The sequence below is a fragment of the Paenibacillus sp. p3-SID1389 genome, assembly GCF_025151705.1.
Classification (GTDB): Bacteria; Bacillota; Bacilli; order Paenibacillales; family Paenibacillaceae; genus Fontibacillus; species Fontibacillus phoenicis.
Map to the genome: position 1 here is coordinate 131,250 of NZ_JALXVO010000003.1, position 14,999 is coordinate 146,248.

Annotated in this window: 14 protein-coding genes; 13 read left to right on the plus strand and 1 reads right to left on the minus strand. The window is 54.7% G+C overall.

The genetic code is table 11. The features are described 5' to 3' along the window. Nucleotides 1-48: 48 nt before the first annotated feature. Nucleotides 49-840, minus strand: a complete 792-nt coding sequence (locus tag M3G15_RS02490) for an IclR family transcriptional regulator (protein ID WP_260069975.1) — start codon at nt 838-840, stop codon at nt 49-51. A 308-nt stretch (nt 841-1,148) separates the two neighbouring features. Between M3G15_RS02490 and pxpB the strand changes: the two genes are divergently transcribed. The 13 genes from pxpB (at nt 1,149) to M3G15_RS02555 (ending at nt 14,973) form a co-directional block, all read left to right on the plus strand. Further along, entirely contained in the window at nt 1,149-1,910 is a 762-nt protein-coding gene (gene pxpB, locus M3G15_RS02495) for a 5-oxoprolinase subunit PxpB (protein WP_009223252.1), read from the plus strand. Then, on the plus strand, nt 1,907-2,926 hold the full coding sequence (locus M3G15_RS02500) for a 5-oxoprolinase subunit C family protein (RefSeq protein WP_260069976.1): 1,020 nt from the start codon (nt 1,907-1,909) through the stop codon (nt 2,924-2,926). The genes pxpB and M3G15_RS02500 overlap by 4 nt, the downstream gene beginning before the upstream one ends. A 69-nt stretch (nt 2,927-2,995) precedes the next feature. After that, nucleotides 2,996-3,772, plus strand: coding sequence for an ABC transporter ATP-binding protein (locus tag M3G15_RS02505; RefSeq protein WP_036643812.1), 777 nt, complete (start codon nt 2,996-2,998; stop codon nt 3,770-3,772). Between the two features lie 19 nt (nt 3,773-3,791). Then, nucleotides 3,792-4,598, plus strand: a complete 807-nt coding sequence (locus M3G15_RS02510) for an ABC transporter permease (protein WP_157273279.1) — start codon at nt 3,792-3,794, stop codon at nt 4,596-4,598. Nucleotides 4,599-4,689: 91 nt separating this feature from the next. Further along, complete coding sequence (locus M3G15_RS02515) at nt 4,690-5,730, plus strand: ABC transporter substrate-binding protein (RefSeq protein WP_009223256.1); 1,041 nt, start codon at nt 4,690-4,692, stop codon at nt 5,728-5,730. A 98-nt stretch (nt 5,731-5,828) separates the two neighbouring features. After that, nucleotides 5,829-7,256 (plus strand): UbiD family decarboxylase, encoded by a 1,428-nt coding sequence (locus M3G15_RS02520; protein WP_009223257.1) that lies wholly within the window; start codon nt 5,829-5,831, stop codon nt 7,254-7,256. Between the two features lie 131 nt (nt 7,257-7,387). Beyond that, nucleotides 7,388-8,170 carry a LamB/YcsF family protein gene (locus M3G15_RS02525; protein ID WP_260069977.1) on the plus strand — a complete coding sequence of 261 codons (783 nt, stop codon included), beginning with the start codon at nt 7,388-7,390 and terminating at the stop codon, nt 8,168-8,170. Between the two features lie 23 nt (nt 8,171-8,193). Further along, a complete protein-coding gene (locus M3G15_RS02530; protein WP_009223259.1) occupies nt 8,194-9,894 on the plus strand; it encodes an FAD-binding protein in 1,701 nt (566 codons plus the stop codon). 63 nt (nt 9,895-9,957) lie between these two features. After that, nucleotides 9,958-10,269, plus strand: a complete 312-nt coding sequence (locus M3G15_RS02535) for a 2Fe-2S iron-sulfur cluster-binding protein (RefSeq protein WP_036643815.1) — start codon at nt 9,958-9,960, stop codon at nt 10,267-10,269. A 34-nt stretch (nt 10,270-10,303) separates the two neighbouring features. After that, nucleotides 10,304-11,152 (plus strand): FAD binding domain-containing protein, encoded by an 849-nt coding sequence (locus tag M3G15_RS02540; protein WP_009223261.1) that lies wholly within the window; start codon nt 10,304-10,306, stop codon nt 11,150-11,152. A gap of 21 nt (nt 11,153-11,173) precedes the next feature. Continuing rightward, complete coding sequence (locus tag M3G15_RS02545; RefSeq protein WP_009223262.1) at nt 11,174-12,133, plus strand: type 2 periplasmic-binding domain-containing protein; 960 nt, start codon at nt 11,174-11,176, stop codon at nt 12,131-12,133. Nucleotides 12,134-12,163: 30 nt separating this feature from the next. Further along, a complete protein-coding gene (locus tag M3G15_RS02550; RefSeq protein ID WP_009223263.1) occupies nt 12,164-12,661 on the plus strand; it encodes a (2Fe-2S)-binding protein in 498 nt (165 codons plus the stop codon). Continuing rightward, nucleotides 12,658-14,973: a xanthine dehydrogenase family protein molybdopterin-binding subunit gene (locus tag M3G15_RS02555; RefSeq protein WP_260069978.1), complete on the plus strand. Its 2,316-nt coding sequence runs from the start codon at nt 12,658-12,660 to the stop codon at nt 14,971-14,973. Before M3G15_RS02550 ends, M3G15_RS02555 begins: the two co-directional genes overlap by 4 nt. Nucleotides 14,974-14,999 lie beyond the last annotated feature (26 nt).

Here is a 14,999-nt window from a genome sequence, read left to right on the forward strand (position 1 = left end):
CCGTCTCCGGCAGTCGCCGGGACGGGCTTGTTCTTTTTCAAATATGAATTATTGGCTCAGCGCAACCGGTATGGGCTGGGTACAACCTAATTTGCGAGAAATTTCGTTGGCTGCTTGCTGTACTTCCTTGACCAGTTCAGGAATGCGTTCTTCCTCAAACTGGACCTCCAAACCTGCAGCGCTGAGTGCTGCGATAATTTGCCCGGTATGATCAAAGATCGGAGCGCTTAACTCTGCCGTGTAGTTCTCCAATTCAGAACGGCTAAAGCTGTAGCCTTCCTGACGGGAACGCTCCAGGATCTGACGCAGTTGCGCTTTGTCGGTGATCGTGCCGGAGGCAATCGGTTGCAGTTTCGTGGCCTCTAGATACTCCTCGCGTTCTGCCTCAGGCATAAAAGCTAAAATAATGCGGGATGAAGCGCCGGCATACAGCGGGGCTTTCCGTCCGATTTTGGTGAATAGCCGTACGGGGTGATCCGTATCCAGCTTCTCGATATAAATGCTTTCGTTCCCGTCGCGCAGCACGAGATGAATGGCCTCCTGAATTTCGTCACGCAACCGCTGCATGACCGGAAGGGCGATATGGCGGATATCTAAGCGTTCGGCTACCAGGTTGCCGTATTGAAGAAAGAGTAGACCTAGCGAATAAGAACCTTCTGCATCTTTTTTTAAGAATCCCATTTCTTCCAATGATCCGATCATGCGCAGCACTGAAGTTTTAGGGATTCCTGATAACTTGGCCATTTCACTGATATTCAGCTTGGGGTGGGTCAGGAATAACTGAAGCAGATCCATGGACCTGACCACGGTTTTGTTCTTGTGTTTTGTATTCTTTTGCACGTTATGCCTCCTGCATGGCCTCTAGTTCATTCTGTATTAGTATACAACGAATGGAAGATTGTTGAAAACCAAAAACGCTAACGGAAAATAATGCTTGATTTTTACCCAATCCCGACTATAATGATCGTATATATTGGCATTCGATTTTCGGATGATGTGATCCGAATTTCGGAACAGTATTAAAAACTTGTTATGTCATTAACGCTTTAACGGAAAAAAATCTTGATTTTTCTAGAATTAACTAACAAAATGATCATATGCAAGAAATTCGTAAATCGGTATAGAGAGTCCGAAATTCGGATGGGAGGATGGACATGACTTTTTCTCCGTCACCTGCTGAGTTTCCCGTCATCACTCCACTCGGAGATTCGGCGTTGATTGTGACGTTTGGTGATTCAATTCAAAAAAGTACACATGTAAAGGTAAGGCAGTTGGCGGAACATTTGGAGCATCACCCTTTTCCTTGGATGATCGAGACCGTTCCGGCTTTTACGTCGGTAACCATATATTATGACGTTATGAAGCTCTTGGAAGAAGCTGAGAAGCAGGAGGACCAGGCTCGCACACTGACCCCATACCAGTTAGCTGAAGAGCTTGTGACCGAGTTGCTTCACACACTGCGAGACGTTAATGCATCACCAGCCAGAATCATTGAAATTCCCGTTTGCTATGGAGGGGAGTGGGGCCCGGATCTAGAAACGGTAGCCTTCCGCAATGGACTAACACCTCAAGATGTGATCAACATTCATACATCCGCGGATTATCTAGTTTATATGCTTGGTTTTGCTCCTGGCTTCGCGTATTTGGGAGGAATGTCCAAACTCATTGCCACCCCGCGCCGGGAAACACCTCGCTTGTCCATTCCGGCCGGAACCGTTGGGATTGCCGGAGATCAGACGGGAGTTTATCCGATAGACACTCCTGGCGGCTGGCAGTTAATCGGTAAAACTCCAATCGAATTATTTAAGCCTCAGCAAATGCCGCCAACCTTGCTGCAGGCGGGAGATATCGTCCGCTTTTACTCGATCACCCGTGAACAATTTGAAGCATGGGAGGAGTTGGAGCGATGAGTCTCTTGATCGAAAAGCCCGGATTGTTGACCACGGTTCAGGATTTGGGAAGGTTTGGTGTCCAGAAGTATGGTGTGATCGTTGGCGGTGCCATGGATGCATTCGCCCTACGCATTGCGAACTTACTGGTTGGGAATGCGGAAGGTGAGGCCGGGCTCGAAATTACGCTGCTGGGTCCCGTAATCCACTTCGAGCAAACGACGCTGATCTCGCTTTGTGGAGGTGATTTATCCCCTAAGCTGAACGGTGTACCCGTTCCGTTATGGAGAACCGTTCTGGCGCCTAAGGGAAGTACGCTGACCTTCGGTCCGGCTAAGCTAGGCTGCCGCGCATACCTGGCGGTGGGGGGCGGCATCGATGTTCCGGTTCAGATGAACAGCCGTTCGACCTATTTGCGGGCAGGCATCGGCGGTTATGAAGGCCGGGCGCTTGCAGCCGGCGACCGGTTGACGCTGGGGGAAATCAGTCCGCTTGGCTCCCATTTTCTTGGTTTACTCGCCAGAGAGGCGAGCAAGGATAGCGGTGCGGTCAGCCGATGGGCGGTCTTTCCGCAGATGCTTCCGAAATATGCTGCAAATCCAACCGTGCAGCTGATTCCTGGAGAAGAATACGAATTGTTCCAAGAATCCAGCCGTCACGATTTATGGCAAGAGGAATTTGCGGTTTTGCCGCAGTCCGACCGGATGGGTTACCGTTTCAAAGGCCGGGAGTTAAAGCTGGAGCAATCGAAAGAGATGATCTCCTCGGCCGTGACGGTGGGAACTGTGCAGGTACCACCTGACGGGAACCCAATCATTTTGATGGCGGATCGCCAAACAACCGGAGGATATCCTAAAATTGCGCAAGTCGCGAGTGTAGATTTGCCGCTGCTAGCACAGGCCAGCTTAGGGGCTCGGGTGCGATTCCGGAAGATCACCTTGGAAGAGGCACAGCAGCAAATGATCGAGCGGGAACTCTCAATTCAAACGCTGCGAGAGGGTCTAAATCAGCTGGAGGTTTCGGGGCGCAAATTCTGATCAGGGACTTGGACCGGCATGCATAATCAGACAGGCAGGAATGGAAAATTCAGTATGGAGGAATGAATGATGGAGAACAAAAGCCATCCAAAACTCGAAATTCGGGATTTGCGCGTTGAATACGAATCCAAGGGCCAACGCACCGTTGCCTTGGAGAACGTTCAGCTCAAAGTGGAAGACGGCGAGTTCGTATCTGTTGTAGGTCCGAGCGGCTGTGGAAAATCGACCTTGCTGAAGGTGGTGTCCGGGTTACTGAAGCCGGCCGGCGGCCATGCCTTTTTGGATGGTCAGGAAATCCAGGGCGTGCCAAGCCAGGTCGGAATGGTGTTTCAAAACGATGCGTTGCTCCCGTGGAAAAGCGTCATCGACAATGTGCGTCTACCTTTAGAAATCAAAGGGCTCGTGAAAGACAAGCAACTGGAAGAAGCGAACCGGTTGTTGAAAATGGTTGGACTTGATGGCTTCAGCAGTTACCATCCGAAGGAGCTATCGGGCGGGATGCGCAAGCGGGTAGCCCTGGCGCGGACCTTCGCTTACGACCCCGAAATTTATTTGATGGACGAGCCGTTTGGACCGCTCGATGCGCAAACCCGGGTGAAGATTGGGGAAGAATTCCTGCAGCTATGGGAAAATGTCGGCAAAAGCGTGCTCTTTATCACCCACGATATCGAAGAGGCGATTGCACTTTCTGACCGGGTGATCGTGATGACCTCCCGGCCGGGACGAATCAAAGCGGAGTTTAAAGTGAACTTGCAGCGGCCGCGCCCATTTTACGACATCCGATTTGATCCCCAGTTCAAGGAGCTGCAGAAAGAAATTTGGGCCCAAATGTCTGACGGGGAATAGGAGAGGAGGAATCATCAATATGGCAACAAAAACATCGGCACCATCGGCAAGCTCTCCTTCCCCTAAGGCTGGACGCGGGAATCGCAGCACCACCGTATGGATTGGCAGATTGGTCGTATTTATCGTCATTATCGGATTATGGGAGCTGCTATCGGGTACGGCGTTTAATTCTTTTTGGCTGAGCAAGCCGTCCCTGATTATTAAGCGGATTATCGACATGACCGCAAGCGGGGATCTATGGTTCCACATGAGCATTACGCTGCAGGAATCCATCGTAGGTCTCATTATTGGGATGCTTGGAGGTACATTGCTGGGGATTCTGCTCGCGTTCAGTGGGATTTTTCAAAAATGGGTGTATCCGTACATCATGGCATTGTACAGCTTGCCCCGGGTATCACTGGCACCGCTCTTTATCGTTTGGTTTGGAATTGGGATGACCTCGAAGATTCTGATGGTTGTAGCGATGGTTATTTTCGTAGCTTTTTACAATGCTTATGAAGGTGTACGCAACATCGACAAAGACTTGATGGATATGATGAGCACGTTTAAGGCGAAATGGACGCATAAGCTTCGCTGGGTCGTGCTTCCATCGATTACGGTTTGGATTCTAACCAGCTTGCGGCTGAATATCGGCATGGCTTTGATCGGGTCCGTGATCGCCGAGTTGGTTGGCTCCAACCGAGGGCTTGGATATTACATCACGTATTCGTCCAACATGCTGGATACGACAGGTATTTTTACAGGCCTTGTCCTCATCATGATTATCGCCGTTGTTTTGGAACAAATTATCGTTCAGGTCGAACGGCGGTTGCTGAAATACCGTTAAGGGCTGAACTCCAAATTATTTCATCCCATGAAATAAACGTGGAGCAACCATAAATTTAGAAAGAAAGCAATTATTCAAGGAGGGGAATCACATGAAAAAAACAAAAATGCTTCTGGCAACGCTGCTCGTTTTGACGATGGCTTTGGTCAGCGCCTGCGGAAACAACAACAATGCGGCTCCTGCAGGTAATAACGGAGGCGCCGGCAATGCGGCAACAGGAACCAACGAAGGAGACAGCAATGCAACTCAAACGGAAAACGTCAAGATTCGCGTAGGTCTGGTGGGCGGCGGCATGACGCCGATTATCGCGCAAATTGGGATTAATGATGGCTCTTACGAGAAAGCCGGAATTACGATCGAGAAGCAAAGCTTCACGTCCGGCGCGGATATGGTACAAGCCTTGGTTGGCGGTAGCTTGGACATCGTATTGGGTTCTTATGAGCATGTATTAAGACAACAAAAGAACGGCCTTGGCGTGAAAGCTTACGGCGAAATTTACAATGGCGTTGGTTATTCGTTGGTCGTGAAGAATGATGCTCCGTATCAGAAGCTGGAAGATTTGAAGGGAACGACGCTGGCTGTAACCAAGGTAGGCAGCTTGTCCGACACAGGGCTGCGTGAAGGCTTGAAAGCGGCCAATATCGACCCGGACAAAGATGTACAAATCATCAATGGCGGCAGCGGCGCTACGATGCTGGCCGCAATCGAAAGCGGCAAAGCTGCTGGCGGTATGGTGTCCGAGCCTACGATTTCGCAAATGTTAGCTACCGGGAACTACCGGGTGCTGTACGATCCGCCGTATGATTTTGCCGGAATTACCGTCATGGCGAAAACGGATTGGGTTGAGAAAAATCAGGATGCGATGAAGCGGTTCCTTCAAGTCAGCAATGAAGTGAATGAGCGCGTGCAGAAGGATCCGGCCTCCGCAGTAGATGCAATGCTGCAAGAGTTCGACCAAATTCCAGCCGACGTCATGGAGACGGCAGTTAAAAATCAGCTGGCGAAAGTGCCGGCAGGACTTAAGGTAACTGAGGAAGGCGCGAAGAATGTCACGAAGACACAAATCGAGGCAGGCGTCATCGATAAAGAAATCCCGTTTGAAGATACGGTTGACCTCTCGTTACTTCCTTAAGACATATAAAGATCGGGTGAAAAACGCGCGGATGACCGTGTGTTTTCGCCCGATTTATTTCACGACCGACGATAATACAGAAAGAAGGCGATCCGCTCATGGCCAAAGATTTAAGAACCTATCTCGGGCAATTAACGCAATTTGATGTGAATAGCGTCAAGCTTGTCGACACGGAGGTTGATCCGCGTTTTGGCATTACCGCCTATGCTGCGGCATTGGCGGAGAAAGGCGAATACCCTGCCTTGTTGTTCAACAAGGTGAAGGGCGCGCAAATGGCGTGCATTTCCAACCTGTTGACCTCGTACGAGCGCGTCGCCCTCTACTTGGGATGTGAGGTCCAGGACATTCCACGGGTATATGGCGAGAAATTGCAGCAACCGATTGAACCGGTGGTCGTAGACCGCACTGCTGCCAAAGTGAAGGAAAACGTGATTGAAGAAGCAGACGTTGACCTGTCCAAGCTGCCGATTCCCGTGCACAACGAGATGGATGGCGGGCCATACTTGTCGGCAGGTGTGATGATTATCCGCGACCCGGATTCCGGGCTGATTAATGCTGGGATCTATCGTCACCAAATCTTCAACGAACGCGACATGGGCGTGTGGTTCCTTGGTGCGCACCACGGCGGATTGATTTATAAAAAGTACAAAAAACAAGGCAAGCCGGCTCCGATTGCGATCGCACTAGGTCACCATCCCGGCTTTATCATGGGAGCGGTTTCCCGGGTTCAAGGGATCGGTGGCGAATATGAAGCGGCTGGCGCGTTAATGGGCGAACCCTTGGAGCTGGTGCAAGCGGACACGTCCGATCTGCTCGTCCCGGCGCATGCCGAGATCATTCTGGAAGGCGAGATTTTGCCGGATAACGATCACAGCGAGGGGCCGTTCGGCGAATGGCCGGGCCATTATCTCGGCGGAGGTTCGGTACCTACGATCCGCATCAAACGCATTACATACCGGAATCATGCGATCTTCCAAGATATCGTCGCTTCCGGTCGAGAGCATTTGGTTGTGGGCGGAGTGCCGCGTTCCGGCAGCATTTATCATACAGTGAAGAAAATCGTACCGGGTCTCAAGACGGTAAACGTTCCTTTCTACGCCCGGATGAACTGTTATTTGTCGATTCAGAAGGAAAAGGATGCGGACGTAAAAAAAGCGGCTTTTGCAGCGCTTAACACCGAGCCGGAGAATTTGCGTCATATCGTCGTCGTGGACGAGGACATCGACGTGTTTAACGGGGAAGAGGTCGCTTGGGCGATTGGCACGCGGTTTGATGCGGAGCGCGATTTGCTGGTCATCCCGCGTTGGAACGGTCCCGGCGGTTTGCTTCCGACGAACTGGGAGTACAACGCCGAAGGCAAGAATACGCCGCGTATGTCCAGCGCCGTGATTGTAGACGCCACCAAACCTGCGCCGCCTGTGGTCTTTCCGAAACGGGCCGTGGTTCCGAAGGAGCAGGTGGAACTGGCCGATCTGGCTTCGCTGCGCAAACTGTCCGCAGAAGAGAAAAACAACTGGCAAATCTAAAGCATGTAGCCTCAACCGGCAGAAAACGGAGGAATTGGCTTCCGTTGTTCATTCTGCCGTTTGAGGCTGGCGTGTTTCATAGTTAATGTCATGAATTAATCCTATTAATGAATTGCGAGAGGAGCATCAGCATGAATAACGTAGTGGATTTGAACTGTGATATGGGCGAGAGCTTTGGCGCTTATAAGCTGGGCAGAGACAACGAGGTGTTGAAATTCGTCACCTCCGCGAACATCGCTTGCGGTTTCCATGCCGGCGACCCGGCGACGATGCGCCAGACCGTGAAGCTGGCATTGGATCATGGAGTGGCTTTAGGAGCACATCCTGGGCTGCAGGATTTGGTTGGATTTGGCCGTCGCGATATGGACCTGTCTCCGCAAGAGGCTTATGACATCGTGGTGTATCAGATTGGTGCGCTGTGGGGATTTGTACGCGCGCAAGGGGCCAAGCTGCAGCATGTCAAAGCCCATGGTTCCTTGTATAACATGGCGGCACGGAACGCCGGTTTGGCGGAGGCGATCGCCGAAGCAGTATATAAGGTAGATCCGGAGTTGATTCTGTTTGGTCTTGCTGGCAGCGAGTTGATCAAAGCCGGGAAAAAAGCCGGGTTGCGCACAGCGAGCGAAGTATTCTCCGACCGGACTTACCAATCCGACGGTTCGCTCACCTCGCGCCGTTTGCCGGACGCTCTGATTACGGATGAGGAGCAATCGGTGAAACAGGTCATTCGGATGGTTGCCGAAGGCAAAGTGATGTCGCAGCAGAACGTCGATGTGGACATCCAAGCGGATACGATTTGTATTCATGGTGACGGCATTCATGCGGTCGAATTCGCTGGTAAAATCCGCAGTTCATTAACCGCCGCAGGGATTACGGTTCAATCGGTAGGGATCACGCTGGGGCAACAAGCGTAAGCGCAGAAGGAGGGGACAACAGGATGGAACCATTGCATTTGCAGACGGATGTGTTGGTTGTCGGCTCCGGCGCCGCCGGGTTGATGGCGGCCCGAGCGGCGGCCGATGAAGGCGCCCGCGTGATTTTGACCGACAAGAGCTTAATCAGCCGGGGCGGAGCGACGATTTTGGCGCAGATGACCGTGGCCGTGGCTTTGGGCGAAGCGGAAGAGGATAGCACGGAAATTCATTTTGAGGACACGATGAAGGGAAGCCGGGGCTTGGCCGATCCGAACATCGTCCGCGCCGTTGTTGAACGGGGACCTGAAGTAATCCTCGAAGCGGAAGGTTATGGCGTTAAGTGGGCCCGAACGCCGGATGGCAAGCGTTCGCAGACGTTTGCTCCGGGGCATTCCAAAGCCCGCTGCGTCTACGTGGACATTTTGAATACGGGCGGTGCTACGGCAGCCGGTTTAAAGAAGGCGATATGGAAGGACGAGAAGATCCAGCGGCTCAAAAACGTGATGATCACGAAAGTTGTCGTCGAAAATGGGCGGGCCGTTGGTGCAATCGGCTTTGAGATGGAGGAGTACCGTCCGATTAGTATCGCCGCTTCATCGGTCATTTTGGCCACGGGCGGATTAACGGAGGTCTTTGAGCGTAACAGTGCGTCGGCGAACATGACCGGCGACGGATTCGTACTGGCGGCCGAGGCGGGCGCCGAGGTGCGCGATATGGAAATGGTGCAGTTCTTCCCGATCGCCCACCTGTTTCCGCCGCTCGTTGGCATCGATCCGATCATGTGGGATCCGTTCCGCTATAAGCTGGGCGGCCGTCTGCTGAACGGTTTAAAAGAAGAATTTATGGATAAATACAACGGGGAAGTTGCCGGAAAATACACGGCTGCGCGTGACCAAACGACGCTGGCGATTTTCCGCGAGGTGGAGGCTGGCCGCGGCACGCCGCACGGCGGGGCGTATCTTGACTTCACGATGGTGCCGGAGGACAAGCTGAAGGAAGCGTTTGGTCCGGTCATCGATATTTTGCGGAATCAAGGCGTTGATTTGACCAAAGATATGGTGGAAGTGGCGCCGATGGCGCACTTTATGCTTGGCGGCGTACGCGTGGACGAAGCGATGCGCACGCGGGTGCCAGGGCTGCTGGCATCGGGCGAGCTGATTTATGGCATGCATGGCGCTAACCGCTTATCTGGCAATGCCATCACTGAAGCGCTGGTCACCGGCCGTATCGCCGGCGAAACCGCGGCACGGGAGAAAAGCGATGCGCTGGATGAAGCTGCTGTACGTCAAGCGTTTGAGCGGGAGATGGAGCGGCTCACGCAATTTTGGCACCCTGTCCCGGTTGAACGGGATACCGCATCGCTCCAAGCGTTTAAACGCAAGCTGCAGAAGGTGATGTGGAAGGGAGCCGGACCGCTTCGTACGGAAAGCGGCTTGAAGGAAGCGTTGACGGAGCTGCAGGCACTGCGCAGCGAGCTGGACAGCATCTCGCTGGCGAAGCCGGGCAAGTTTGCGCTGTCCCTGTTCGAGAAGCTGGAAGCCGCCAACATGCTGAAGGTCAGCGAAGCGATTGTGCTGGGCGCACTGGAACGCAAGGAGACGCGCGGCGCACATGTGCGGTTGGACTACGATGAAACGCTCAGCCAACCGTCCAGCTACAGCTATGTCTTGAATGAGGCAGGGGAATGGGTCGTATCCGAGGTTCCGCTGCCGGCGGGCAGCTAACGGAGACGGATGAGATCAAGCGAGCCGGCAAGACGGTTCCGAATGAAGGGAGAAAAAGGAACAATGGCAACAGTGACTTTAAACGTAGTTCGCGGTGATGCGGAAAGCGGCGCTTCCTTGGAGAAATACGAAGTTCCGTTCCGGGACGGGATGAGCCTGCTGGATGCGATCTTTTGGATTCGGGAGCATGTAGACCCGTCCTTTTCGGTACGGTATTCCTGCCGTTCCGCCAACGCCTGCAAAGAATGCTCGGCGTTTGTGGACGGCAAACCTGGCTACTTGTGCAGCATCCGTGCCGTTCCAGGCAGTGAGGTTAAGATCGAACCGCTGACCGGCCGTCCGTGGATCAAGGATTTGGCGACAGCGCTGGAGTAGACATGACCATTATTCACATGAAGGAGGGGCAATTATGGCCTGGTTACAGCCCCGCAGTTTAGACGAAGCGCTTGAGCTGCTTCGGGAGCGGAACCCCCGCATCGTGTGCGGGGGAACCGATTTGTTCGTGAACGCGCAGCGCAAATCGTACGAGTCGGAGCATACCGACTGGCTCGACATCCGGCGCGTGCCGGAGCTGCAAGCGACCCGCCGAACCGAGGCGGGTCTCGAAATCGGCGCCGCGGTGACGGCCGCCGAAATTTGGGGCAGCGACACGTTTCGCGTCGTGCCCGCGCTGCAACAAGCCGCCCGTATCGTCGGCGGCTGGCAGATCCAAAACCGCGCATCGCTTGGCGGCAATGTGGCGAACGCCTCCCCGGCAGCCGATATGGTCGTTCCGCTCGTCGCTTACCGAGCGGAAGTCCGGCTTGCCGGGGCGGACGGCACCCGCTGCGTGCCGATCGCGGACTTCATCACCGGGCCGAAGGCGACCCAGCTTCGCGAACGCGAGCTGATCGCGTCGCTGTTCATCCCGGCCCGGGTGCTCGAGGTGCCGCAGGTGTTTCTGCGGCACGATCAGCGCGCGGCCACCGACATCTCGATCGTCTCCGTCGCCTTGCTGTTGCAAGGCAAGGGCAGCGAGATCGAGTGGGGGACTGCCGCGATTGGCGCGGCCGCGCCCAAGCCTTTCACGCTGAGCGCGGAGGAAGAGCAGCGCTGGAGCGGGGAACTTACTGCCGCTAAGCTGGACGAGCTCAGCGCGTTATACGTTCAGCATAGCTCGCCGATCACGGATGTGCGCGCCAGCGCGGAGTATCGCCGCGCCTTAGTCGGGACTTATATCAAGCGGGCCGCGAACGCTTTGCTCGCAAACGGCCTGTAACGAGGGGAAAGGAGCATCACCATGGCAGGGACAACCTTAAAGATCGCGATGTCAGAGAGCGATCGCACCTTAAAGTTGCTCAGCGGCGCCAAACCGCTGCCGGGCTTTGCGCTCGACGTGCAGCGGGAGTCGATCGAGGAGATTTTTGTTAAACAAATTTCGCAGGCGTCGTATGACGTATCCGAGCTTTCGTTGGCCTCCTACCTGATTGCCAAAGGCGGAGGAGATACGCGGTTAACGGCAATACCGGTATTTCTGTCCCGGTCATTCCGGCATAATGCGATTTATGTCCGCTCGGACAGTCCGTATACTCACCCTTCTGAACTCAAAGGCAAGCGGTTCGGATTTCCCGAGTTTCAAATGACGGCGGCCGTATGGGTCCGGGGCATGTTCCGGCATGAATGGGGGATCGCCACCGATGAGATGGAATGGTATACGTTCCGTCCAGAGCGGGTGCCGGTGGAGACGCCGGCAAAGCTGGTGGAAGGCGATATTTTTGAAGCGCTGGCTGAAGGCAAAGTGGATGCGATCATGACGGCTCGGCGCCCGCCGGCCAAGTTGTTCCCCGCTTCGGGCGAAGGCGGCGTGCTGCGCCGGTTAATCCCGGACGTCTGGAACGTCGAGCGGAAGTATTACCAGCGTACGGGGATTTTCCCGATTATGCACTTGGTTTCGCTGAAGGCGGAGACCGTTCAGCAATTTCCGGAACTGCCGAAGCAGTTGTACGAGCTGATGCGGGAGATCAAAGATGAAGGGATCACCGAGCTGCTGGAGACGATTCGCAACGCAACCTCCAATCCGTTTGTCTGGGAATCGGCTGAACAATCGGCCAAGCTGATGAACGGGGATATGTGGCCTTATGGCGTTGCTGCGAACTGGCCGCAGATCGAGACGTTTATTTCCTATCTTCAGGAGGACGGCTTGCTGGATCGCAGCTTCACGCCGCAGGAAGTGTTCCATTCCTCCGTCCAAGACACATAAGCATTTGCAAAAGGAAGAAGGTGCTGCCTCATGAACGGCGGACATAACCATAACCCTAACTCTAGTTTGACGTTAACCATTAACGGCGAGGACGTGACCTGGAACGGAGAGCCGACCGCTTCGCTGGCGGACGTGATCCGTGAAGGACAAGGCCTGACGGGGACAAAAATCGGCTGCCGCACCGGCGAATGCGGGGCTTGCACCGTGTTGCTGGACGGCCAGCCGGTCGTTTCTTGCTTGGTGCCGGTGGCTTCCGCCCAAGGGCAAACGGTTGAAACGATCGAAGGCTTAGCCCGGCATCCCGAATTCCGGGAGCTAGAGCAGGCGATGCAGGAGTACGGCGGCGTACAATGCGGTTTTTGCACCCCGGGGATGATGATGTCGACTTGGGCTTGGCTGCAAAATCCAGACTTGTTCGGCGGTGACATCGGTGCGGCGCTGAAGAACAACCTGTGCCGGTGTACCGGCTATCGCGGCATCATTGAAGCGGCGGAGCACGTCCTGGCCTCGAAAGGAGCCGTGCGATGACGAAGAACAGCCTGCAGCAACCTAGCAAATCACAAGACGCCAAGGTCATGAACCCGGCTGACCCGAACCCATCAGCTCGGCAAGGCCATCCGACGTTAAAGCAAAAGCCGTTGGATCTGAAGTCCAAGCTGGAGGGGCAAACCCGTTACCTGCACGATATGAATTTTCCCGGGCAGTTGGTTGGCGCGATTTACCGCAGCCCGCTGGCGCATGCGCGGATCAAACGGATTAACGTGGACAAAGCCCGTCAAGTGGAAGGCGTTCATGCTGTTATCACGGCAGATGACGTGCCTAACCATAAATACGGGCCTACCAAATTCAAAGACTGGAACATTCTCGCCCGCGATCGCGTGCTCTTCATCGGCGATGAAATCGCTGCGGTTGCAGCCGAGACGAAAGAAGCAGCCGAGCAAGCATTGGCCCTGATCGAGGTGGAGCTAGAGCCTTTGGAAGGCGTGTTTGACCCCGAAGCGGCGATGGCTCCTGGAGCGCCGCAGATTCACGAGGACGTGGAGCTGAACCGTCCGATGAAGGTGGATGTCGCGCGCGGCGATGTGGAAGCAGGGAAGCGGAAGGCGGCCGTCGTGAAAGGCGGGCGTTACGTTTCGAACCGAATATATCAGGGACATTTGGAGCCGGTTGGGGCGATTGCACACTGGTCGGAGGAGGAGGGCATCACCATTTGGGCGCCTTCCCACATTCCGTACCGGGCGCGGGAAGCGTATGCTGCCGGTTTTGGCTTGCCAGAAGACAAGGTGCGGATGATCGTGCCGCTGATTGGGGGTTCTTTTGGCGCTAAATACGTCCTGAAGGTTCATGTGATCGCGGCGGCCTTGGCAATGGCGACGGGACGGCACGTGAAGATCATTTTGGATCGGTATGAAGATATGATTACGGCCCATCCGCGTGTTCCGCTGACCTTTGACATTGAGATCGGGGCAGATGCGGAAGGGAAATTCGTGTACAAAGAGCTGACGGTATATGCCGATGCGGGTGCTCGCGTCTATTGGAGTCCCAACGTAATCGCCACCGCCTGCACCCGGCCGGACAACATCTATCATTTCCACAATGTGAAGTCGACGGGATACCTGGTGTACACCAACAATAGTCCAACGACGTGTATGCGCGGGTTCGGCAATGCGGAGATGCTATTCGCGGTGGAAAGCGTGATTGACGAAATTGCGCTGGAGCTGGGAATGGATCCGGCCGAGCTGCGTCTCAAAAATATCGTCCACGCCGGCGACACGACGCTGCATGGATATCGTCTCGATACGTGTAATTTGGAAGCGTGCATCGAGAAGGTGAAGGAGCTGTCCGGTTGGGAGCGGAGAAACGAACTGCCGCCTTACCGGGGCCTTGGCCTTGCGGTGGCTAACCACGTCTCGGGCTTCCGCGCGATCGATCCTCGGTTTGACGGCTCAACGGCAGTCATTCGCGTCAAACCAGGCGGATTCGTTGAAGTGGAAACCGGCGAAATCGAGTTAGGTCAAGGGATGTCAATGACTTACGCCCGCATCGCCAGCCACGTGCTCGGGATTCCGGAAGACGGGATTTTGGTCAGATCCGGGGATACCGGGCGGTATCCGTTTGGCATCGGTACGTTGGCTTCCCGCAGTACGGTGATGGGCGGCAATGCGGTGCAAAAGGCGGCGGAATCGCTGGTCCGCGAAATTCAGCAATTGGCCGTTCAGGCTCTTGGCGAAGGAGCGGTATATGAGGCGGGCGTCGTGAAGCACGAGGGAAAAACGTATTCGCTTAGCGATGTCGTTGATTGGTTCCGGGCGCGTCATGCTGGCGAGGAGTTCACTGTTAAGGAAACCTATGTGCCGGATACCGAGCTGCCGGACGCCAGTTATTTCGGACATCCTTCGCCAAACTATCCGTTTGCGGCGCATGTCGCCGAGGTTGAGGTGGATCCGGACACCGGCCGGACGAAGGTTGTCGGGTATTGGGCTGTGCACGATTCGGGCACGATCATCCACGAGACGATGGCGAAAGGTCAGGTGCTGGGCGCCGTCGCCCAAGGCATCGGCTGGGTCACGATGGAGGATTTGATCGTACAGGAAGGCAAAGTCATGAACCCTTCGATGATGGACTACCGCATGCCGGGAGCTAAAGATATGCCTGATGTTCAGGTTCATTTCGTGCAGGAAGCCGATCCGCACGGCCCGTTTGGGGCGAAGTCACTGGGCGAAGTGGCGCTGGATCCGGTTCCGGGCGCCATTGCCAATGCGATCGCCAATGCAACGGGACGGCGCGGTTATGTGCTGCCGCTGTCGGCAGAACGCGTGTGGAAATCGCTGCAATCGTAATAAAGGGTGGGGGTTCCGTTCCAGGA

What these genes read in the sequence shown, in the direction of transcription:
- pxpB (WP_009223252.1), top strand. Translation starts at nt 1,149, where the DNA reads ATGGACATGACTTTTTCTCCGTCACCTGCTGAGTTTCCCGTCATCACT.
- M3G15_RS02500 (WP_260069976.1), top strand. Translation starts at nt 1,907, where the DNA reads ATGAGTCTCTTGATCGAAAAGCCCGGATTGTTGACCACGGTTCAGGAT.
- M3G15_RS02505 (WP_036643812.1), top strand. Translation starts at nt 2,996, where the DNA reads ATGGAGAACAAAAGCCATCCAAAACTCGAAATTCGGGATTTGCGCGTT.
- M3G15_RS02510 (WP_157273279.1), top strand. Translation starts at nt 3,792, where the DNA reads ATGGCAACAAAAACATCGGCACCATCGGCAAGCTCTCCTTCCCCTAAG.
- M3G15_RS02515 (WP_009223256.1), top strand. Translation starts at nt 4,690, where the DNA reads ATGAAAAAAACAAAAATGCTTCTGGCAACGCTGCTCGTTTTGACGATG.
- M3G15_RS02520 (WP_009223257.1), top strand. Translation starts at nt 5,829, where the DNA reads ATGGCCAAAGATTTAAGAACCTATCTCGGGCAATTAACGCAATTTGAT.
- M3G15_RS02525 (WP_260069977.1), top strand. Translation starts at nt 7,388, where the DNA reads ATGAATAACGTAGTGGATTTGAACTGTGATATGGGCGAGAGCTTTGGC.
- M3G15_RS02530 (WP_009223259.1), top strand. Translation starts at nt 8,194, where the DNA reads ATGGAACCATTGCATTTGCAGACGGATGTGTTGGTTGTCGGCTCCGGC.
- M3G15_RS02535 (WP_036643815.1), top strand. Translation starts at nt 9,958, where the DNA reads ATGGCAACAGTGACTTTAAACGTAGTTCGCGGTGATGCGGAAAGCGGC.
- M3G15_RS02540 (WP_009223261.1), top strand. Translation starts at nt 10,304, where the DNA reads ATGGCCTGGTTACAGCCCCGCAGTTTAGACGAAGCGCTTGAGCTGCTT.
- M3G15_RS02545 (WP_009223262.1), top strand. Translation starts at nt 11,174, where the DNA reads ATGGCAGGGACAACCTTAAAGATCGCGATGTCAGAGAGCGATCGCACC.
- M3G15_RS02550 (WP_009223263.1), top strand. Translation starts at nt 12,164, where the DNA reads ATGAACGGCGGACATAACCATAACCCTAACTCTAGTTTGACGTTAACC.
- M3G15_RS02555 (WP_260069978.1), top strand. Translation starts at nt 12,658, where the DNA reads ATGACGAAGAACAGCCTGCAGCAACCTAGCAAATCACAAGACGCCAAG.